Genomic DNA, 21,041 nt, shown 5'->3' with positions numbered 1-21,041 from the left:
AAAAAGGACAGCTTGAAATGGATAGTCAACTCTCCGGGGGCTTTCTAAAGCACACGTTATATCCACCCAGCAATTTCATCCCTAGCAGCATAACTCTTTCTAACGGTGTCAACGTCAGCCATAACGCAATTGGTGTTGTTGAAATCACGCCACCAATGGCTGATAAAGCCATTGTGATCTCGTCAGGTATTCATGGTGATGAAACCGCACCTATCGAACTGGTCGACGATTTGGTCTCCAGCGTTCTAGATGAAGCCTTCGTGCCTACATCACGTTTACTGTTTATCATTGCCCATCCTGATGCCATTCACGCACACACACGCTTTATAGAAGAAAACCTCAACCGTTTGTTTGCGGGTATAAACCCTGAAAGAAACAAAGAGTGTGAAATGGCCAATGAGCTACAGGCGCAAGTTCAGTCTTTTTTTGAAAAGGGTAGTGAAGAGCCTTGGCATTTTGATCTGCACAGCGCAATCAGAGCGTCTCAGCATTACATGTTTGGTGTTGTACCGGCTTCGTCGAAAGCCACTGATATCAGACCGCTGGTCAACTTCTTAAAAGCGTCTCACATGGATGCAGTCATGTTGAGCCGCACACCATCATCGACATTTAGCTGGTTCAGTGCCGAAAAATTTGGCGCATTGGCAGCGACTTTTGAGATGGGGCGAGTAGCTCGTCTGTATGAAAACAACATGGAAGAATTTGTGCCACTGCGAGACGCTTTAGTCGCATTAATGTGTGGTAAGGCTTTGCCTGCACCTTCTGCTGTGAAAAGCTTCTCAAGTTATAAAGTGACGCGAACTATCACCAAGACTGATACCGCTTTTAATCTGGCATTCAGTGATGATGCTGCAAACTTTACCTATTTTGCAGAAGGGGCGCAGTTAGCAGAGGAAAACGGTACCGTTTATTCAGCGATCGCTGGCGGTGAGGCGGTGGTGTTTCCAAATTCAAAGGTAGCGATAGGGCAGCGTGCAGCTCTATTAGTTCAACCGTTTGAACCTGATCTTTCTAAGCCGCTCTACGTCAATGTGGAACGCGATCCGGGGCCTGTCGCCTTAAGTTAGCGCTTTTCATTTTCATCTGTTCTATGTATGGTTGGCGGCAATCGCGATTAAAACCCGAAAACCATGCATTTACTTCAACTTGTCCAGCGTCGGGAAAGGCGCTGGCATGCCGCACTTATCACTTCACTTTGCCTTCTCACGGTTAGTGCGTTCGTTTCCTTGTCCGTTGGTGAAATCTGGATATCTCCTTTTTCTGTCAGTTCGCAACTCGAGCAGCAACTTCTTGTTGAATTGCGTGTTCCGCGAGTTATTGCAGCGGTTGTCATTGGCGCCTCGCTGGCGGTGTCCGGTGGGGTATTGCAAGTGTTGCTTGGTAATCCACTGGCAGAGCCTGGGGTGTTGGGTATATCAGGCGGGGCGAGCCTTGCTTTAGTTGTTGTGCTGTTTCTCTTTCCTGCACTGGCCACGCCTTATGGGTTAATGGGTGCCGCCATGTTGGGAGCATTGGCATTTACGGCGATTTTGGTCATGTTGGCCAGAAAGCGGACGATGTCGACAGCAAGGTTGCTTTTGATCGGCGTCGCGCTCGGGATCTTATCTGGTGCGATTGTCACTTGGGCGTTTTACTTCAGTTCCGACCTTAACTTACGTCAGTTGATGTATTGGTTGATGGGAAGCTTGTCAGGTGTTCACTGGCCCCAACTGACATTGACTATCATTGTTGTCCCTGCGCTTATCTGGCTCTGTTTCCAGGGTAAAAAGCTTGATTTGATGATGCTTGGTGAAATGCAGGCAAAGCAACTAGGTCTGGATACAGACGCCTTAAGATGGCGTTTGATCCTTTTAGTGAGCCTTCTGGTTGGGGCATCTGTGGCGATGGCTGGCGTGATAGGTTTTGTTGGTCTTGTTGTGCCACACTTTCTGCGTCTTTGGCTGGGAACGGAAAACAAATTCCTACTTCCACTTGCTGCCATTTCCGGCGCCGCTTTGATGTTAATTGCTGACACAATAGGCCGAATGGCAATCGCCGAAGCTGAGCTACCCGTGGGCGCCGTAACAACGACCATTGGCGCTCCACTGTTTATCTGGATGCTGTTGAGGCGCATATGATCATTGCAAGCAATATTGCGTTGGGTACACGCCTGTTACCGCTTAACTTCCGAGCCGAAAAGGGAGAAATTGTTCATCTATTAGGGGCTAATGGTAGCGGGAAAAGTACACTCCTCGAACTCCTATCCGGTTTAATTGAAGGGCAGGGTGATATTGAGCTGAATGGCAAGAATATGCGAAAAATTGACAGCATGTCTCTCGCCCGTCAGCGGGCTTATCTTAACCAGCAACAGAAGCCCACTTTTGCAATTGGTGTTTACCAATATTTAAGCCTTAGCCTGTCTGCTATCCATCAATTGGACCCCTCAGCCGCTGAGCGAGCTGTCGTTGACGTTTGCGAGGTATTGGGCATTGCAGACAAGTTGAATCGCAGTACAGACCAGCTTTCTGGTGGTGAATGGCAGCGTGTCCGTCTGGCTGGTGTGTGTTTGCAGATATGGCCGGATATCAACCCTGAAGGAAAACTACTGATACTTGATGAGCCCGCCACTGCGCTCGATATTGCCCAGCAAAGCGTGATGTACCAAATCGTCAGGAATATAGCAGACAAAGGTATCGCGGTAGTGATGTCTAATCATGACATCAACCGGACACTATCCGATGCAGACCGAGTCGTGTTACTGAAGCATGGTCATATCGTTGCCCAAGGTGAACCGGCAAAGGTTATGGATGTTTCTAAATTAGAGGAGACCTTTGGTACAAGGCTCAAACGAGTAGAAGTGGATGGTCAGATTCTTATGTTGAGTCAATAGACTGCATCATTCAACGGAGGGATTTTAATCCGTTTCAATTGGTTCAGTGTCCAGCATTGGTGCTTGAATAATGCAGCTGTATATCTGTAATCGAGTGGCTTGCCGCTTTACTGCTTAGTAACCTCCAATTTCGCTTTAATAAATAGCGCGTGATCCAGGTAAAGTAGTTCTGCTGTTTTTCGAATAACGGAATCCTCCAGTGGGTCAACCTTGCCGTCTGCATACGCGACTTCCCACATCGCCTTGACTAAATCGTACCGTTGGCCCTGCTCTAACTGTCGCAGTTTGTCTGTATAGTCATAGAGCGATACGGAGTGTTGGCTATCCTTTTGTGCTTCTTCGACTAGGGTGTTTGCCTCATCTTGCTTAATGTCTAGTAGCGAGCAGAGTAGGCTGACTTTGGCGGCTTCTTCTCTGGGGTCTAGTTGGTGATCTGCACCAGCCACCTCGCACAGTAGTCCCGCCATTGCTCGCTGATAGCGCATTTCATTTGAAGTGGCGCTACCACCTTCTTCCGAAAATACTTCTTTTAAAATAGAAGACAGTTTTGAAAACATAGCCGTCGTTCCTCGTGATCTTTTGTCTAATCAAAGAGTACGCGACAAGGAAACGTGATGTAAACCGTATTTACAAAGCGAGTTTGAAAGACGCTCCTCAGTGAATCGCATAAGGAGCGTCAGTAACGTTAAGCGAGGGTCAGTTGAAGAGTCACTTCAGCACCAGTCACAAGACGAGATACAGGACATTTCTGCTTGGCAATTGAGCCTAATTCTTGAAGTAAGCTGTCTTCCAGGCCATCTGCAGACACTTCAGATTCCAATTCAATAAGCGTGATTTTGGGGCCATCCTCATCACCTAAGTGAACTTTGGCTTGTGTAGAAATGGTTGGAACCAGACCTTTTTCTGATAGAAGGGCAGAAAGGAACATAGAGTAGCATCCAGCGTGAGCTGCACCTATCAGTTCTTCAGGGTTCGTGCCTTCACCATGTTCAAATCGGGAAGCGAAAGTAAACGGCCCAGTAACATCACCGTATTTCATTACGCCTTTACCTGACTTTAAGGTTCCTTCCCATACTGCATTGGCTTTTTGTGTTGGCATTATTTTCTCCTTGTTTGAATTTACCCAGTCAAGTGGTAGTAACGGGGCAATAACCTACTGACTTTATTGTGCAGTAGAATTTTTCCAGAGCAGGGGAGCGGTAACAACAAATGAAATATTGTTCGCGGAGAGAGAAAAAATAGGTTGGAAAGGAATAAAAAAATGCGCGCCATTAGACGCGCAAAGTAGTATTGGCAGACGACCGCACTACAAAACCGATTTCGGACTCAGTGTGCTCTATTTCGCCATAATTCTTTAGGATTTATTTTCTCACTATAAAGACATTATCCTAAAGTCGTAGAAGTCGTTCTCAGCATTGATGAACAGCCTTCTTAGGTATAGCGTATATTCATACCGGCTAAATTAGAGATTGTAAAAAATGAAATCGTCTGCGGTGAAGTTTTCAACTTGTGAGTTATTGAAAATGATGGTGTGGTTTTCACTGACCTGAATTTCAACGGTAGGCCCTGACTGATTAAAAGCAAGATCTTGAAAATCAGTGGCGATATTAAAAAGCACCACCTTGTCTGTTCCCTGTTCAAAATCCACGATACGATCTGTGCTTTCTTCGATGTCTAACAACCTTGTAAACATAAAATAGTCACTACCTTCACCGCCAAAGTAAAAATCTGACCCGCTAGTGCCAACCAAATAATCTTCGCCGCTATTTCCGTAAAGTCTATCGTTTCCAATGCCTCCAGTGATGACATCACTTCCTTCACCACCTAAAAGTAAATTATCGCCGGCAAAACCGATCAACATGTCATCTCCAGAGCCTCCGCGTATGACATCATCACCTGCACCGCCATAAATCATGTCGTTGCCAGCACCGCCGATCAGCATGTCGCTGTCGCCTTGTGTTGCAAGAACACTTAGAAATTCGGGGTTTTCGACAATAAAGTTTTGTACTTCAAACAAAGCATATTGGATATCTTCGATTGAAAAGTCGCTTAAATCACGCGACTGAACGGACTCGTAAAGTGCAACCAGCGCTTGTTGGACCGCTTCACTGTTAAGATCGATGTAGTCTTCAATAGGTATGTCATCACCCAGGATCAGGTCGTTGCCGCCAAAACCTACAATAGTATCCTGGCCATCCAAACCATTAATAAATCCGTCACCGTTACCACCATTGAGTGTGTCGTCTTCGTTCGTACCAAGTTTTAGATAATCAAATTCAATTCCATATACTGTTGTCATTTTTTAATCTCCTAAAAGGCAAATCTGAATATCGACGAAAGAGAAACTCCACTTCATTGTATTTGCCCGTGGATAATAAAATGTTTCAGTTCGCTGACTTTATGCTGTAAATGGCCTTCTGAAACAATTGAAAGATATGTGAGAACGCGATTTTTAATAATGAGAAAGAATTAGTCATCCATATAAGTGGCGGGTTGGAATCGTTTTTTCTTATTTTTCTTTCAATAGTTCAACTAACATGAATTGTGAAAATTGAACCAAGGTTAAATATTCATCATCGGTTAATTACTGTGTCAATAACATCAGTTAATTTCGACGGTTGCCCGAGCGCTTATACCCAAACGAACTGAAGATGCTTGAGTTCAGAGGTCATCAATGCGTTCAATTCGAGGCAAATTTCGCGAGGAATAGTCGTTCTATTTCCGTGGAATTTAACGAAGAAGTGGGCGCATTGAGGCCCTCCCTTCGGGCGAGTTGACTGACGCCGTGCCCTTTGTTGTTCCTTTTTGATGGAGATGACTACACCGGCAAAGGAACGCCGCGATCACAACGCCAGTCAATCTCGCTGAATCCTGCATCTTCAGGTTGTTTGGGTATATTCAAAAAGGTCGGGCATCACTACCTTAATCAATGAGGAAAAGATGATGAAGGACCTCAAGTTAAAGATTTTGCTATTGCTCTCTTTCCTGATCTTAACAGGATGTATGAACGAGAAAGTCACCATTGCGGCGTTCAATCTCTCATTTGACCGCGCCACTTTTGAGCAACTCCAGGATGAAATGGCAACCTCACAAGAAGAGCAGGATGTGCTTGTTGCTGCGTATGTTGAAGACAAAGATGGGATGAGTGATGAAAACAAAGCGAAAGCGGAGAAAGTGATCCAAATCCGTAACGTCGCAGCAATCATCCAGCAAAACCGACCGGATATCCTGATGATGGGCGAATTCAACAATGAAGGATATGGGCAGGATCTCAGTGCCTTGCATGGCTTTCAGGATAACTACCTGTCAATTGGACAAAGCCTGAACAGTATTGATGGGGGAGACGTGCTTGAGCCTATTTCATATCCCATCATAGAAAGCTTTTCTACCAATACTGGCCTGAACAGTGGATTGGATTTAGACAACAATGGCAATGCAGGCCAGTTGCCTGGCGATGCATGGGGCTTCGGTTTTTATCATGGCCAGTACGCGTTTGCTGTTATGTCTAAGTTCGGTATCAGGAAGAACAAGGTAAGAACATTCCAAGCCTTCAAATGGAAAGATCTGCCCACTGCGAGTATTCCAACTATTACTAACTGTGACGATGAGAACAACCCAATTCCTGAAGGACTGGCTTGCGGTGATAACTGGTACACCGATGCAGAATGGGAACAAGTAAGGTTGTCTTCAAAAAATCATGTTGATCTTCCGATAGTCATTCGTACGCCTTATGGCAAAGAGATTGTGCACCTTCTGTTGTCACATCCCACACCGCCTGTGTTCGACACCGTGACCCAAAATAACAAGCTGCGGAACCGTGATGAAATTCAGTTTTGGATTGATTACATCAATGGCGAGAAGTTTATCTACGACGACAGCGGCAAAAAGGGCGGGTTGAAGAAGAATGCACACTTTGTCGTCATGGGAGACTTAAATGCCGATCCTGAAGCGGGTGATGGTGTTCGAGAAACTATTGCTGGGCTGCTTGAACACCCACGAGTCAATCAATCCGCGACAGTGGGTGAATTTGTGCCAACAAGTGCTGGTGCTTTAGAGGAAGCAGTTGATGCCCCGTTTCCTGAACGTGTTACCAGCACCTTTGGACTTCGTGTTGACTATGCATTTCCGTCGTCAATGCTGAAAGTAGAAGACTCCGGCGTATATTGGCCAGCAAGCGATGAACCGGGGCGACTACTGATGAATGACGATCGTGTGGGGCGCTTTGGCAACGGCAAAGATATTTCTTCGGATCACCGGATGGTTTGGTACACACTGGAACTGTACTGAACGAGTGATGAATGATGATAAAGCCGGGCGAAAGTCTGGCTTTTCTTTTTGCGGTTGGGGAATGTTTAGTGCGATGAAAGAGGATGAAGAAGTTGCCACTCTTTCTCAGAAGAACGGCAACGCTTTTGGGGAGTTAGAATTGTTTCGGTGCAAAGCCGGTAACGACTTCCAGTTTCAACTCTTTACCCAGTTTAGTCAGAGGATGAACGACGACCAGACCACGAACTGATTTCTTCAGCTTGCCCATGTCTGCTTGCTCTTGTTTGGTGATTTCACGCGAGAAAGGCATATCCAGCAGCGCCTTACGCTCCTTGTTCAGGGTAAAACTTTGCTTGTGCGTAAGTTGGCTGATTTTCTTGTTCAAATCTTCAATGTCGTTGGTGAACTTAGTCACCATCACGTCGTCACCACGAGACTTAGCAGCATCAAGTTTGACTTGGCTTTTGTTCAAACGGTTTTTCAGTTGTTGTAGTTCTTGTTTAATGCTCATGGTAATCGACCACTCAGATTGACTTGGGCGCGGAGTGTACCACAGGCAAAGCAAGATGGTAATGACATTTCCAGAAGCAAAAACGGCACCTATCGGTGCCGTACGTTTTCTTAAGCGCGGAGGCTCAGAAATCTTCCTGAATCACTCTTTCGATGTTTCTCTCCGCCAATGCAGCGATGGTGAGCGATGGATTTGCGCCGCCGGTGTTACCCGGAATCAGTGAACCATCCATCACGTAGAGGCCTGAGTGATTTATTACCCGTCCAAACAAATCCGTCGCTTTGCCAATTTCCATACCACCAACCGGGTGAGCGCCCGTGAAAATAACATCGTCAAATCCTGGCGCTCCAAGCTTCTGCCAATTAACCCAAGCCATCTTGTTGTTTACTGCACGAACAGCGTTGGTGGCGTCTGCTTGCAGCGTTTTAGGGTAATGCAACACCGCATCGTCTTTTGCGGCGTCGTAATAGAAGTAACCGCGGTTTGTGAAGTCTGCGGTCACTGCCAACGTCATGGAAACCCCAACTTCTGCGATAGCAGCGTTGGCCCAGTTTTCTGCGACAACTGGGCTTTGACCCGCATTGGTCACGTAAATCGCTGAAGGTGACGGTGAGGCTTGAGGGCCGCCTTGTGGCAGTCCAAACCAAGATTGACGGAAAGCCATCCGGTTTCCGTTGTCGCCCCAGTTCTTACCGACGAAATCGTTCAGCTCCGGAAGTGTTCCTTTCGCTTTCGCACGGACCAGCATTCTTGGGGTGTGATAAGCGCCAGCCGCCATGATAAGTTTGTCACAGGTGACTGTTTTGGCGCTAATTACGTCACCGTAAGGGTTGTATTCGACCACGTCTAACTCGTAAATATCGCCGTTCGGCCGAATTTCTCTCACTTCATGATTGTGATGAACGGTGACATTCCCCGTCGCTTCCGCCTTCGGAATGTAGTTTTGATCCAAACTGTTCTTACAACCATTACTGTTACCGAAATTCGTTAGGCCAATAGTGCTGGAAGGTAACGAGTGTCCGGTTAATTCGTCTCTCACTGTCCCCCAGTTCCAGTTTCCATCAATTTTGTAGGACCGATAGCCCGCTCTCGCGGCTTCTCTGTCCCAATCCCTGCAGTGTTTAAATGGCAGACTATTGTATATGTCGTCCGGCATTTGGGAGAAATTGAGCACTGATTTCACCCGTGGGTAATAAGTGTTCACCATGTCGCTGTAGGAAATGTCTGAGGGGAACAGGCGTTCAAAGTATGCCTGCTTTGGAACCGCTTTCACGCCGGTGTAAATGACAGATCCGCCACCCACTGCGGTGCCAAGAAGAAGGTCAGAACCGCCTGTATAGTTTTCTCCTGGTCTGTCGATGATATCCAATACACCACAGAAGTTATCAATGGCCTTTGAATCGATAGCATTGAAGAAAGGCAGTCGGTAAGTCAATGCAGGGAAAGTGGTAGTGGTGCGATGCCAGAACATTCTGCCATCAGCAAACATATCGTGAGCAAAAATTTTCCGTGATGGGCTTAGCGGCCAGCGATTCCCGCGCTCTAACACTGCGGTTTGAATACCTGCTTCCCCAAGGCGAAGCGCACTAACCGCTCCGCCAAACCCACTTCCGATAATTATGACAGGATAGTGGTAGGAAAGACGGGGTGGCGAATTGAATAGTTCTGGCAATAAAGTTTCGTAATTAAATAGCAGGGGAACGATTGATGCTTGGGTATTGCTGGCGTAAGGGGCAACAGCCGCTGCAACAGATACGCCCAAGGCTGATTTGACGAATTTTCTTCGCGCAGGGTTATTCATTTGTTCTCTCCTTAATACAGAATCCATGATGAATGCCTAACTGCTCGTGCAATTAGATGATGAGGGACAAAGTACAACTGAGATAAGTCCTGTTAACTAGATGAAGTTAAAGCTCCCGCATATGAGGCTGTGTGGAAGGCGTGTCCAGATTAGCATTCATTTTAGGCGGGATATTTTGCATGTTTAAGAAATAAGGAAAGGAAAAAGCCGGCTTACGCCGGCTTTGATAAGGTTTTTACTTACCACCCTTTGGAGATTTTTTTGACGGTCACTGTCATTTCAGTTCTGTCACTTGCTCCATCGTTATCTGTCACTTTCAATGATGTTTGATAAGTTCCGCGTTTGCGGTACTTATGGAGAATAATGCTGTTTCGAGTATCAAAACTTGTACCGTCACCAAAATCCCAATGGTGCTGTTTGATACTGCCATCTTTATCGGTGGAGCGGGAAATAAACAACGCCCATTTGTGGAATTGAAGGACATCGTAGTCAGCTTTCGGTGCCAGATTAAGTGAAATGGTTTTGGTGATGGTATGAGTTTGACCAAATTGATCCGTCACGGTCAACGAAACAGTGTAATCCCCACCCTGTGTATAGACATGTACCGGATTGGTCTGGTTTGAAGTATTTCCATCCCCATAATCCCAAAACCATGCGGTGATTGGACCTTCACGGTCAGTAGACTGGTTGATGAAACTAACCTGATAGCCATCAACTTCGAATTCAAAACCTGCTAGGGGTGCAACATCATCCAGTGAAATTTCAATGATACCGAATTGGTTATCTTCGGCTTGCTCAACAACGGAAATCATCAGACCGTATTCTGGAATGTTGCGGCCCGCATCGGGTTGATCGGCATTGGAATAATCATTTCGATCAGAAAAATGAGCGTTGGCATTGAGAGCATCGTCTATCAGAGAGCCAACGTCTTCACCACTGACATCAATACCGGCAAACTGATCCTGTAGGCTGAATGTTGCATCGTGGATTTGGTAGTGTGTTGAAGCAGCATTGCCAGTCTTGCTCCAGGTGACGGCAGATTGGTCTGCGTCAACGACACCAAGCCAACCGTAGCCGGGATGTTGTCCGACCCAGTTATCGCTGTATGAGTCATCCGCATACCAGATCACCAGTCCCGGTTCGTACTGCCAGACTTTCCCGTAACGGTTTAGATGTTTAAGCCCTTGATCAACGTCGGCATAGCTGCGCCATTGCAGCATGTAGTAATGGTCGTAAATACCGAAGCCATCATTGAGGGTGTAACCGTTAAGTGAAAATGCGCTTTCACCTTCTGCGTCGTCTGAAAAGAGTGCGCTTCCATCGGCAATTATTTGGATGTTATCAGCGTAAAAACCTTGTTCGATCCACCCACCGTCTGTGATGTATTCAAACGTGAGTGTGACATCTTTACCTGCAAATTGTGAGAGGTCAAAAGTTGCGGGTACCCAGCCGTCGACATTGTCAGGGTGATCTTTTGAATAACTGTGTACAGCAGGAACCAATCCGGATCCCAGTGGATCTTCATAAGTGGTGATATTCCCGGGAATTGCTTTGCCGTCAATCAAGACTCTGGCAAAGTCGTAGTTGGGTTCAACATCGTAGTGGGAGTCAAATGTCAAAACGATGCTTGCTGCATCAGGCAGTGATATATCTGCTGACATGCTGGTGTGAAGGTCATCCCCTTTGCCGGAATAGTACTGGTACTGTCCCTGTTTTGGAGGGATTTCCGGAATACGTTTTCCCGGTAGGTTGATGCGAACATGATTAGTGCCGTCGTTATTTTCTGTGGTTTCTGCCAATCGAACCGTTTTCGTGTTTCCTGCCAAATCCTCTAACGAATAGGTTTCCGGTGATAACCAGCTTCCCCCCATTTTGGCAAACAGGAACTCTTTTGCCCAGGCACTGAATGCTACTGGTTCTGAGCCGGGAATTTTTCCAGCCCATGAACCGGAAGACATAATTGACCATGCGGAAACTGGCTCTCCACGCCCTGAATATCGTGTGTCATATTCGTCGGGCAATCCCAGGTCATGGGCATACTCGTGCGCCGTCACTCCTGCTGCGGCATCAATCGGCTGCATAGTGTAATCGTAGGCTGCGTATTTGCCATTCCAGTAACCCAAACCGCTGTCAGTTCCTTCAAGTTCATAAACGGAAGATAGGCTCCAACGGTGAGACCAAATTGCATCAGTGCCAATAGCTCCGCCGCCAGCTTCCTCGCCGACAGATGAATGGAAGATCATGAGATGATCTATTAAGCCATCCGGTTCGAAGAAGTCACCGTCGCCATCCTGGTCATATCGGTCTTCTTTATCGAAATCTGCCAGATTAATGGAAGGGTCTTTCGCGAGCGCATCCAGTGCTTCCATCACTAACGCTCTTGCGTTGATATCGCTGCCACCAGAATCAGTTCGAGCACCGTAGAAAGCCGCTGGATTTTTAGCGCGATACCAACCTGCGACCAAGCCATCAACGCTATAAGAGCCTCCAGATTCTTTTTCGTAATAAGCTTTCATGGTGATGAGAGGATTTCCGTCTGGCCCTTCATAAGAGTCGCCAAACAGTAGATTCTGATAATGCGATGCCGGATAGCTCTCGTAGTACATATCCGTTAAATCTGGCGTTAGCTGGTTATCGTCAAAGGGAAGATCAGGAAAATCAATCAGGATGCCGAGCACTTTATCCGTACGTTGACTAGTAGCAAGTAGCGAGAAAAGGGCACGCTTATTCTGATCTGGAGCACTAAGCGACTCTTTGCGAGCTAATACATCGTGCTTGAGCTCTAAAGACTTTTTGGAGAAGACACCATCGTCTTTGGGCTCGGAACGGTTAAGGTATTCGGAGAGGGCTCTTTCTATTTCGTTTTTTGTTGAGTGGTTATTGATGACTCCAGTTCTACGAAGGTACTCAATGATTTTCTCTTCATTGACGATAGCCCGATCGCTCGGTGTTTGCCCATGAGCCTGATAAGCCATCGCGATGGAGACTAACAGGAGCAGGGAGGTAGCTTTGACGTTGTTCATAAGGTGAAGATCCTTCTCTTTGGTTATGTTGTCGTATCTCTTTGCTTTGTATCGAGAGCCATTTGGGGCACTCAATTCGTTTTATCCTTTGGCAGGGTCTTTTTTGTGGTGTGGAGGCTTAGGCTGATTGGGTTCTTTAGGAAATTGTCCGAGGTATTTTCTGAGTTGGTGTTGGATCTCTTCTTCACTCATGTCCTTGGTGATAATGCCTTTTTCTTTCAATGAATTGATAATCATTTGGTCGTTGGCCGGCATGGCAATTGAAAGGCGCGGAGTGGTGACGGGTGCAATGAATACGGTAATCAGCACTAAAGCAATCCAAAGTGATCGATGAAGTAACGCTGAAATCATGAAGAGCCCAGAAAAACATATTGTATGCATTTATAAATAGGCACAATTAAGGGCAGGGAATGAATAGGAAATGAGAAACGGGATCCTCTGTGGAAAATAAACAGAGATTGGGATTATCAATAAAAGTAAGTAGCCAGAAATTTGGAAGAAAGATTGAAGATCGAGCTTGCTGCGTGTTGTGGTAGAATCTTCGCAATTTTTCAAACGGTACTGAGCCTTATCGAGTCTTACGCTCGTATCGTGAGTGGATTTTCTTCAAAACAGCATTTCTTTGGATATCGATTTGACCGCTTCAATCCATCAAAACAACGCTAAAACGCTTTTCGCTGCGCTTGATGATTGCATGCTGAAAGACAAGTTCCGTCTCAGCAAACGCATCAAGGGAGCACAACGCATTAAGAAAGACGAAGCCCGTCAGGCTGTCTTCGATGAGATCGCGCTGGACATCGCTAAGTCGATGCAAATACGCATGCAACGCTTAGCCAATAAGCCAAACATCACTTTCCCTGAGCAACTGCCAGTCAGTCAGAAAAAAGACGATATTGCAGAGGCGATTGCCAACAATCAGGTAGTCATTGTCGCCGGTGAAACCGGTTCAGGTAAAACCACGCAATTGCCTAAAATCTGTATGGAGCTGGGACTTGGTGTATCAGGCGTCATTGGCCACACCCAACCCCGCCGTCTGGCTGCACGTTCAGTAGCAACCCGTATCGCTGAAGAACTGGAAACTGAACTGGGTAAAACGGTCGGTTACAAGGTTCGATTCAACGACCAGGTGTCGGAAGAGTCCCGTGTGAAGCTGATGACGGACGGTATTCTGCTGGCGGAAATCCAGCATGATCGTTTTCTGAATCAGTATGACTGCATCATCATCGATGAAGCGCACGAACGCAGCCTGAACATCGACTTCATCCTTGGATACCTGAAACAGCTGCTGCCAAAGCGTCCAGATCTCAAACTGATCATCACATCGGCAACCATCGACCCTGAGCGCTTTTCTAACCACTTCCGTGGCGCGCCGATTATCGAAGTCTCTGGCCGCACCTATCCAGTGGAAGTGCGCTACCGCCCTCTAGTTGAAGACAGTGAAGATACTGATCGTGACCAGCTTCAGGCAATTTTCGATGCAGTCGATGAACTGCATGACGAAGGGCCGGGCGATATTCTGATCTTCATGAACGGTGAGCGTGAAATCCGTGATACGGCTGATGCGCTGAATAAACGCAATCTGCGTGATTGCGAGATTTTGCCGCTCTATGCACGTCTGTCATCGGCAGAGCAAAATCGTGTGTTCCAGTCCCATTCTGGTCGACGCATTGTTCTGGCAACTAACGTAGCAGAAACCTCGCTGACGGTTCCCGGCATCAAGTACGTGATTGACCCGGGTACGGCGCGTATTTCGCGTTACAGCTACCGTACCAAGGTTCAGCGTCTGCCAATCGAACCCGTTTCTCAGGCGAGTGCGAACCAGCGTAAAGGTCGTTGTGGTCGTGTGTCAGACGGTATCTGTATTCGTCTTTACTCAGAAGAAGATTTCCTGTCGCGTCCTGAATTTACCGATCCGGAAATTCTGCGTACCAATCTGGCGTCCGTTATTCTTCAAATGACGGCCATTGGCCTGGGTGACATTTCTGCCTTCCCATTCGTTCAGCCGCCTGACAGCCGCAACATTTCTGACGGTGTTCGACTGTTGGAAGAACTTGGTGCGCTGAAAGAAGGCAAGAAAGACGATGATCACAAACGTCTGACCGAAACGGGACGTAATCTGGCGCGCTTGCCAATTGACCCGCGTTTGGCGCGTATGGTGCTGGAATCAGCCCGTCTTGGCTCATTGCATGAAGTCATGGTGATTGCGTCTGCGCTATCAATCCAGGATCCGCGCGAGCGTCCATCGGATAAACAGCAGCAGTCTGATGAAAAGCATCGCCGCTTTAATGACAAAGAATCAGATTTCCTCGCTTATGTGAATCTTTGGGAATACATCAAAGAGCAGCAAAAAGAGCTTTCCGGTAACCAATTCCGCAAGCAGTGTAAGAAAGACTATCTGAACTACCTTCGTGTTCGTGAGTGGCAAGACGTTCATTATCAAATTCGCCAGGTGGTGAATGAGTTGGGCTTTAAGATCAATCAGGAACCGTCTGATTATCAGTCCATTCATATGTCACTGCTGGCTGGCTTGCTCTCTCATATTGGTCTCAAAGATCAGGAGAAGAACGAATATCAGGGTGCGCGTAATGCCCGTTTCAATATCTTCCCAGGATCAGGCATTTTCAAGAAGCAGCCGAAGTGGGTGATGGTCGCCGAGCTGGTTGAAACCTCTAAGCTTTGGGGCCGTGTTGCCGCTAAGATCCAGCCTGAATGGGTAGAGCCACTGGCGAAACATCTTATCAAGCGAAGCTATTCCGAGCCGCACTGGGAGAAGAAACAGGCAGCGGTATTCGCGTTCGAGAAAGTCATGCTTTATGGCATTCCAATCGTTCCAAAGCGTAAGGTGAATTACGGCAGCATAGATTCGATTGTCAGCCGCGAGATCTTTATCCGCTCTGCGCTGGTAGAAGGGGACTGGGATACCAAACACAAGTTCTTCCATCAGAACCGTAAAATGCTGGCGGAAGTCGAGGAGCTTGAGAAGAAATCACGTCGCCGCGATATTCTGGTTGATGATGACACGCTCTACGAGTTCTACGATCAGCGTATCGAACATACCGTAGTTTCCGGTCGTCATTTCGACAGCTGGTGGAAGAAAGCCAGCCGTGATGAACCAGAAAAGCTGACCTTCGAAAAAGCCATGCTGTTGGCAGGCGATGCCAGCCATGTGACTGAGCTGGATTACCCCAACTTTTGGCATCAAGGCAATCTGAAGCTCAAGTTAAGCTATCAGTTTGAACCAGGTGAAGATCACGATGGTGTAACGGTTCATATTCCGCTGCCGGTGTTGAACCAGATTGATCCTGAAGGGTTTGATTGGCAAATCCCGGGATTACGTCACGAGCTGATTGTTGCGCTTATTAAATCGCTACCTAAGACGTTACGTCGTAACTTTGTTCCGGCGCCAAACTATGCGTCTGCATTCCTGCAGCGTGTGACACCAATGGAAATGCCCTTGTTAGATGCGCTGGAGAAAGAGCTCAAACGTATGACTGGCGTGAACGTGCTTCGTGAAAACTGGCAGCTGGACCAGTTGCCTGAGCATTTGAAGATCACTTATCGCGCGGTGGACCATAAGAATCGCAAGCTGAACGAAAGCTACGATTTGTATGAGTTGAAAGATGGCTTGAAAGAGAAGGTTCAGGAAACCTTGTCTCAGGTTGCGGATGACGATATCGAGCAACAAGGGCTCACCACCTGGAGCTTCGGCACGCTGCCGAAAATGTATCAGCAAAAACGCGGTGGTTTTGAAGTAAAAGCTTTCCCTGCGATTGTTGATAACAAAGATTCGGTGGGCATTAAGCTTTACGAAACCGAAGAAGAGCAGCGTCAGGCGATGCAACAAGGTCAGCGTCGTTTGATCCTTCTGAACGTACCATCGCCAATCAAGTATCTGCACGACAACTTGCCGAACAAGTCCAAACTCGGTTTGTACTTCAACCCTTACGGTCGTGTGCTGGATTTGATTGATGACTGCATTGCCTGTGGCGTGGATAAGCTGATTGAGTCGCAGGGCGGTTTGAAGTGGCAACCTGAAGAGTTTGAAGCACTGAAGGAATATGTTCGTGCAGAACTGGGTGACACCGTGGTGGAAATCGCCAAACAGGTAGAGCAGATCCTGACGACGGCATTCAGCATCAATAAGAAGCTGAAAGGTAAAATCGACTTCACCATGGCATTCGCACTTTCCGATATCAAAGCTCAGGTAGAAAGCTTGATCTTCAAAGGCTTTGCGACGGAATGCGGCTGGAAGCGTTTGCCGGATATTCAGCGTTACCTGAATGCGGTAGAGCGTCGTCTGGAAAAACTGCCGATTGATCCTAACAAGGATCGTCTGCACATCCTCAAGATTGAATCTGTCACTAACGACTACAAAGAGCTGCTGAACAAAATCCCGAAAGGGCAGCGTGTTCCTGAGTCAGTGAAGGAAATCCGCTGGATGATTGAAGAGCTTCGTGTTAGCTACTTCGCCCAGCAACTTGGTACGCCTTATCCGATTTCAGATAAGCGAATCAAGAACGCTATCGACGCTATCTAGCTCTGCTTTACAGTCATGCTTCATCTTAGAAGCACTTATCTATAAAAATAGAAAGCCAGCGTTGTCGCTGGCTTTCTCACCTTTTGCCGCTATGGCAACATTCCTTCATACAGGTGATGACAAACGGCAAGCATATGCCTTTCTCACTGACCACATGCAGGTTACGCACGAAAGGAAAAATGCGCAGCTTGTAAACTAAAAAAAGCTAACTTACTGAAAAAATATAATTAATCGTTTCAGATAAGGCTCTGGCACGAATTTTGGTATGACATAAATGGGATTAGCCGATTTGCATTGCTCGGCACGCATTTTTAATCACATACCATTTACGGGGAATGTTATGTTTAAGGCGTTGAAAGCGACTTTTGCGCTCATTTTATTACTGTTTTCTGCGAACGTATTCGCAGCCATTCTGCCAGATGCACAGTCTATGTATCGGCAACTTAGCCTCTCTGACGAGGTATCGTTCGACAAATTCCAGAAAGCCTACAATCACTTCCGCACACACAGAACAGGAAAATCTGTTTTCACTCTCATTGACTACGGCAAACCTTCTTCAGAAAAACGTTTTTGGGTCGTTGATGCAGAAAAACGCAAGGTGCTGTTTGCTTCTTATGTCTCTCATGGCAAAAACAGCGGCTCACTGTACGCAAAGAAATTTTCTAACGTGGTGAATTCGCGCCAAACCTCTATCGGCGTGTTCCGTGCTGCGGAGACTTACTACGGGAAACACGGTTACTCATTGCGTCTCGATGGTTTGTCTAAAGGTGTGAACGACAACGCGCGTCGCAGAGCGATAGTGATTCATGGTGCGGCATATGCTCATCCAAATGTCATTGCGAAAACAGGTCAGCTGGGTCGTAGTTGGGGTTGTCCGGCGCTGCCGAATTACTTGTCGAAGAAAGTGATTAATACCATCAAGAACGGGACTTATATTTACGCTTTTGCTTGATGTTCAAATACGAATTTAATGGCGGCGCATTCAGACGAATGCGCCGTTTTTTTGTTTGTATCTGCAACAGCAAACAAAGTTCTTGATGAGATATCTCAAATACCTCATCCAAACTGGTAATAGGGCGCTTCGCAGGAAAAATGGATATCTACCTTCTGAATATATTGTGTAGAAACCATGAAACCTGCTCCATTGCTTTTAGCCATCAGTTTAGGTCTGGCAACCAGTCAGCATGTCCATGCCACCACTTGCTTGCACTATAAGCCACAATTAGCGATTCCATTTGAAGAGTCTGAAATCAGTCACTGGGAAAACTATGTGTTCAGTGAAAAACTCGATGGTATTCGAGCTTACTGGAGCGGCCAGTACCTTTTTACACGACAAGGCAAACTGATATACGCACCGAAATGGTTTATTGATGCGTTACCGGAAATACCTCTGGAAGGTGAGCTTTGGATAGGCCGTAACCGCTTTGAAGAAACGATGGCGGCGGTCATGGATGGCAAGCCTGATGACAAAGAGTGGAAGAAGGTGAAATTTATGGTCTTCGACCTTCCTGCCAGCCTTGATAGCTTTGATGTTCGCTACAAGCAGTTTAAGAGCATGGCGCAAGGACTGAATATTCCTCATCTTGATTTTGTTGAACACAAACCTGTTGAAAGCAAAGCATCTCTGTTGGCATTACTTGAGACAATCAATGATGCAGGCGGTGAAGGTTTGATGCTCAGAAAGCTAAGTGGTATCTATCAGGCCGGGCGCTCGGCAAATGTCATCAAAATGAAAGTGGCTGATGATGCCGAAGCTGAGGTGATTGGGTATGTAGACGGCAAAGGAAAGCATGAAGGCCGGTTGGGTGCATTAGTAGTGAGGATGCCCAATGGGAAGGAATTTAAAATCGGCACTGGCTTTTCTGATTTTCAACGGGAAAACCCGCCAGCTCTTGGTGAGCTGGTGACATACCGTCACAATGGGTTTACCAAAAATGGTATTCCGAAGTTCGCGCGTTTTATGCGGGTGGATGAGAGCAAACAATAGTCATAGCTGTGTGAGCTGAGAGTTAATGTTATGGGTCACACTTTGCATATTCCTATTGGCGAATAACTGAATCGTCTCAAAAACTTATTGGAAGCGTGTTTTGAGGAGATTGCTATGGGAAAGAATCGTCGTCCTACCATGAGTGACGTGGCCGAGCGCGTTGGTGTCACCAAAATGACCGTCAGTCGCTACCTCAAACATCCACACAAAGTCGCTAAGAAAACAGGCGAGAAAATCCAGATTGCCCTCGATGATTTAGGCTACATCCCAAACCGGGTTCCCGATATTCTTTCCAACCGCAGCAGTAAAACGCTTGGCGTCATCCTTCCTTCTCTTCGTCATCCTGTTTTCCAGCAAGTGATCGCAGGTATAGAAGCCATTACAGAAGAAAACGGTTACCAACTGATGCTGGCTCATGGCGGCTATGAGGCAGAGATTGAACAGCAACGTATTGAGTCATTGCTTTCGTTCAATGTGGACGGGTTGATCTTGGCTGACAACGACCATACAGAGAAATCTCTGAAAATGATTCACACCGCGGGCATCCCTTATATCGAAATCATGGATGCGACGGAAAATGAAACTGCCCAAAGCGTTGGAATCGATAACGAGCTGGCGGCATTTTCTATGGTCACCCTGATGATTGAGCGCGGCTTCGAACACATTGTTTGTCTGAATGTGAAAAAGGGGATCCGAACCTCAAGCAAGCTTCAAGGTTACGTTGACGCGATGGAAGACGCAGGGCTGACACCAAGGAGCATTACCGCCAAGGCCGAATCGTCAGTATCCTTGGCCCGTAAAATGACGACTAAGGTTTTGGAACGCTACCCGGATACCGATGCTTTCTTCTGCACAGATGATGAACTTGCGGCTGGCGTATTGATTGAATGCCAAAATCAGGGATTGTCGGTTCCAGAGCAAATTGGCATTGCCGGTATTCATGCACTTGATATCGGGCAGTCTATGATGCCGAAATTGGCCAGTGTCATTACGCCTGATAGAGAAACTGGCGAACATGCTGCACTGGCTTTATTCAGTCAAATTCATGGAACCCAAATTGACATGGAGCCGCTGGGCTTTGATATTGATGAAGGCGAGAGCCTTAGCTTATAAACCAACCTAAACGGCCTTAAAAATCATGTTGTTTGGGTGTATTGGATTCCCTGCGTATTCAGTTTGATACCATAAAGTGACGTTGTTGCAGTGATGAACAGGTAGGACTGATCTTTACCGCCAAAAGTGCAGTTACTGACCCGCTCAGGTACGGGTATTAATCCAAGTTTCTCGCCGGTTGGTGTAAAAACGGCAATTCCTTCATCGCAGCTGCAGAAGATGTTCCCTTGAATGTCTACTCTAAACCCATCTGGGATCCCTGGCTCGACAATACAGAGGGTGTCCCCTTTACCGAGTGAACCGTCTTCTTCGACAGTAAACTGGCGGATTTCTCGTCTGCCCTTGGTGGGAAATTCGACTATCGACATATCGGCTACGTACAGCGTCTGTTCATCCGGCGAGAAAGCGAGGCCATTCGGCCTCTGCACGTCCGTCGTCATGATATCCAGATCACCTGTTACCGGGTCGAAGCGATAAACATAACATCCAATCATCTGGCTTTGTGCCTGAAATCCCTCGTCATTCCCTAAAATCCCATATGGCGGATCCGTAAACCAAATGCTGCCATCTCGCTTAACCACAACGTCATTTGGGCTGTTCAATCTTTTTCCATCAAAGTTATCAACGAGAATAGTGCTGACACCGTCTGGTGTAGTTTTGCTGATGCAGCGCCTACCATGTTCACAACTGATAAGATTGCCATCTGAGTCAAGATAATTCCCGTTCGAAAAATGGGAGTAATCTTTTTCTATTCTGAGGCCATCCGCTTCACTCCATCGATAGAGCTTGCAGCCTTTGACATCACTAAAAAGTACCTCATTAGTTTCCCTCAGCCAGACCGGACCTTCTGCCCATATTACGCCAGAGCAAAGTTTCTGCGGTGTTTTTCCTTCAGCGAAAATATCATTGAAATGAATGGTGTAATCCATGAAGC

General features: G+C 46.8%; 16 protein-coding genes. 8 read left to right on the top strand and 8 right to left on the bottom strand.

The genetic code is table 11. The features are described from left to right. Positions 1 to 17 precede the first annotated feature (17 nt). From QL223_RS16275 to btuD, 3 genes are all read left to right on the top strand, one after another. Entirely contained in the window at positions 18 to 1,067 is a 1,050-nt protein-coding gene (locus QL223_RS16275) for a succinylglutamate desuccinylase (RefSeq protein ID WP_281545320.1), read from the top strand. A 63-nt stretch (positions 1,068 to 1,130) separates the two neighbouring features. Continuing rightward, positions 1,131 to 2,117 (top strand): vitamin B12 ABC transporter permease BtuC, encoded by a 987-nt coding sequence (gene btuC / locus QL223_RS16270; protein ID WP_002540093.1) that lies wholly within the window; start codon positions 1,131 to 1,133, stop codon positions 2,115 to 2,117. Next, on the top strand, positions 2,114 to 2,869 hold the full coding sequence (gene btuD / locus QL223_RS16265) for a vitamin B12 ABC transporter ATP-binding protein BtuD (protein WP_281545319.1): 756 nt from the start codon (positions 2,114 to 2,116) through the stop codon (positions 2,867 to 2,869). Before btuC ends, btuD begins: the two co-directional genes overlap by 4 nt. A 107-nt stretch (positions 2,870 to 2,976) precedes the next feature. On the opposite strand, the gene QL223_RS16260 is transcribed toward btuD, so the two are convergent. From QL223_RS16260 to QL223_RS16250, 3 genes are all read right to left on the bottom strand, one after another. Continuing rightward, positions 2,977 to 3,426, bottom strand: coding sequence for a TerB family tellurite resistance protein (locus QL223_RS16260; protein ID WP_281545318.1), 450 nt, complete (start codon positions 3,424 to 3,426; stop codon positions 2,977 to 2,979). Between the two features lie 128 nt (positions 3,427 to 3,554). After that, the gene (locus QL223_RS16255; RefSeq protein ID WP_002540090.1) at positions 3,555 to 3,968 is read right to left on the bottom strand and encodes an OsmC family peroxiredoxin; all 414 of its coding nucleotides are present in this window, start codon (positions 3,966 to 3,968) and stop codon (positions 3,555 to 3,557) included. A 363-nt stretch (positions 3,969 to 4,331) separates the two neighbouring features. Next, positions 4,332 to 5,168, bottom strand: coding sequence for a calcium-binding protein (locus tag QL223_RS16250; RefSeq protein WP_281545317.1), 837 nt, complete (start codon positions 5,166 to 5,168; stop codon positions 4,332 to 4,334). A 644-nt stretch (positions 5,169 to 5,812) separates the two neighbouring features. On the opposite strand from QL223_RS16250, the gene QL223_RS16245 reads away from it, so the two are divergent. Beyond that, the gene (locus QL223_RS16245) at positions 5,813 to 7,156 is read left to right on the top strand and encodes an endonuclease/exonuclease/phosphatase family protein (protein ID WP_281545343.1); all 1,344 of its coding nucleotides are present in this window, start codon (positions 5,813 to 5,815) and stop codon (positions 7,154 to 7,156) included. 133 nt (positions 7,157 to 7,289) lie between these two features. On the opposite strand, the gene QL223_RS16240 is transcribed toward QL223_RS16245, so the two are convergent. The 4 genes from QL223_RS16240 to QL223_RS16225 form a co-directional block, all read right to left on the bottom strand. Then, a complete protein-coding gene (locus tag QL223_RS16240; protein WP_002537231.1) occupies positions 7,290 to 7,646 on the bottom strand; it encodes a YibL family ribosome-associated protein in 357 nt (118 codons plus the stop codon). Between the two features lie 124 nt (positions 7,647 to 7,770). Next, complete coding sequence (locus tag QL223_RS16235; protein WP_281545316.1) at positions 7,771 to 9,447, bottom strand: GMC oxidoreductase; 1,677 nt, start codon at positions 9,445 to 9,447, stop codon at positions 7,771 to 7,773. 239 nt (positions 9,448 to 9,686) lie between these two features. Beyond that, positions 9,687 to 12,470 (bottom strand): immune inhibitor A domain-containing protein, encoded by a 2,784-nt coding sequence (locus QL223_RS16230; protein ID WP_281545315.1) that lies wholly within the window; start codon positions 12,468 to 12,470, stop codon positions 9,687 to 9,689. A gap of 81 nt (positions 12,471 to 12,551) precedes the next feature. Continuing rightward, positions 12,552 to 12,821 carry a hypothetical protein gene (locus tag QL223_RS16225; RefSeq protein ID WP_281545314.1) on the bottom strand — a complete coding sequence of 90 codons (270 nt, stop codon included), beginning with the start codon at positions 12,819 to 12,821 and terminating at the stop codon, positions 12,552 to 12,554. 283 nt (positions 12,822 to 13,104) lie between these two features. Here QL223_RS16225 and hrpA point away from each other — a divergent pair, with 283 nt between their 5' ends. The 4 genes from hrpA (at position 13,105) to QL223_RS16205 (ending at position 20,107) form a co-directional block, all read left to right on the top strand. Then, on the top strand, positions 13,105 to 17,007 hold the full coding sequence (gene hrpA / locus QL223_RS16220) for an ATP-dependent RNA helicase HrpA (protein ID WP_281545313.1): 3,903 nt from the start codon (positions 13,105 to 13,107) through the stop codon (positions 17,005 to 17,007). A 340-nt stretch (positions 17,008 to 17,347) separates the two neighbouring features. Beyond that, positions 17,348 to 17,959 carry a murein L,D-transpeptidase catalytic domain family protein gene (locus tag QL223_RS16215; RefSeq protein WP_046302625.1) on the top strand — a complete coding sequence of 204 codons (612 nt, stop codon included), beginning with the start codon at positions 17,348 to 17,350 and terminating at the stop codon, positions 17,957 to 17,959. Positions 17,960 to 18,136: 177 nt separating this feature from the next. Next, positions 18,137 to 18,994: a DNA ligase gene (locus QL223_RS16210; RefSeq protein WP_281545312.1), complete on the top strand. Its 858-nt coding sequence runs from the start codon at positions 18,137 to 18,139 to the stop codon at positions 18,992 to 18,994. A gap of 114 nt (positions 18,995 to 19,108) precedes the next feature. Beyond that, entirely contained in the window at positions 19,109 to 20,107 is a 999-nt protein-coding gene (locus tag QL223_RS16205; protein ID WP_281545311.1) for a substrate-binding domain-containing protein, read from the top strand. Positions 20,108 to 20,130: 23 nt separating this feature from the next. Here QL223_RS16205 and QL223_RS16200 read toward each other — a convergent pair whose 3' ends face one another. Continuing rightward, complete coding sequence (locus QL223_RS16200; protein WP_281545310.1) at positions 20,131 to 21,036, bottom strand: SMP-30/gluconolactonase/LRE family protein; 906 nt, start codon at positions 21,034 to 21,036, stop codon at positions 20,131 to 20,133. Positions 21,037 to 21,041 lie beyond the last annotated feature (5 nt).

The organism is Grimontia sp. SpTr1 (assembly GCF_947387585.1).
GTDB lineage: Bacteria > Pseudomonadota > Gammaproteobacteria > Enterobacterales > Vibrionaceae > Enterovibrio > Enterovibrio indicus.
The sequence above is the reverse complement of the archived record's forward strand: the minus strand, read 5'-3'. Positions and strand labels throughout refer to the sequence as shown.

Bases quoted from the DNA above. Each gene is read 5' to 3' on its own strand.
- QL223_RS16275 (WP_281545320.1), top strand. From the start codon at position 18: ATGGATAGTCAACTCTCCGGGGGCTTTCTAAAGCACACGTTATATCCA.
- btuC (WP_002540093.1), top strand. From the start codon at position 1,131: ATGCATTTACTTCAACTTGTCCAGCGTCGGGAAAGGCGCTGGCATGCC.
- btuD (WP_281545319.1), top strand. From the start codon at position 2,114: ATGATCATTGCAAGCAATATTGCGTTGGGTACACGCCTGTTACCGCTT.
- QL223_RS16260 (WP_281545318.1), bottom strand. From the start codon at position 3,426: ATGTTTTCAAAACTGTCTTCTATTTTAAAAGAAGTATTTTCGGAAGAA.
- QL223_RS16255 (WP_002540090.1), bottom strand. From the start codon at position 3,968: ATGCCAACACAAAAAGCCAATGCAGTATGGGAAGGAACCTTAAAGTCA.
- QL223_RS16250 (WP_281545317.1), bottom strand. From the start codon at position 5,168: ATGACAACAGTATATGGAATTGAATTTGATTATCTAAAACTTGGTACG.
- QL223_RS16245 (WP_281545343.1), top strand. From the start codon at position 5,813: ATGAAGGACCTCAAGTTAAAGATTTTGCTATTGCTCTCTTTCCTGATC.
- QL223_RS16240 (WP_002537231.1), bottom strand. From the start codon at position 7,646: ATGAGCATTAAACAAGAACTACAACAACTGAAAAACCGTTTGAACAAA.
- QL223_RS16235 (WP_281545316.1), bottom strand. From the start codon at position 9,447: ATGAATAACCCTGCGCGAAGAAAATTCGTCAAATCAGCCTTGGGCGTA.
- QL223_RS16230 (WP_281545315.1), bottom strand. From the start codon at position 12,470: ATGAACAACGTCAAAGCTACCTCCCTGCTCCTGTTAGTCTCCATCGCG.
- QL223_RS16225 (WP_281545314.1), bottom strand. From the start codon at position 12,821: ATGATTTCAGCGTTACTTCATCGATCACTTTGGATTGCTTTAGTGCTG.
- QL223_RS16215 (WP_046302625.1), top strand. From the start codon at position 17,348: ATGTTTAAGGCGTTGAAAGCGACTTTTGCGCTCATTTTATTACTGTTT.
- QL223_RS16210 (WP_281545312.1), top strand. From the start codon at position 18,137: ATGAAACCTGCTCCATTGCTTTTAGCCATCAGTTTAGGTCTGGCAACC.
- QL223_RS16205 (WP_281545311.1), top strand. From the start codon at position 19,109: ATGGGAAAGAATCGTCGTCCTACCATGAGTGACGTGGCCGAGCGCGTT.
- QL223_RS16200 (WP_281545310.1), bottom strand. From the start codon at position 21,036: ATGGATTACACCATTCATTTCAATGATATTTTCGCTGAAGGAAAAACA.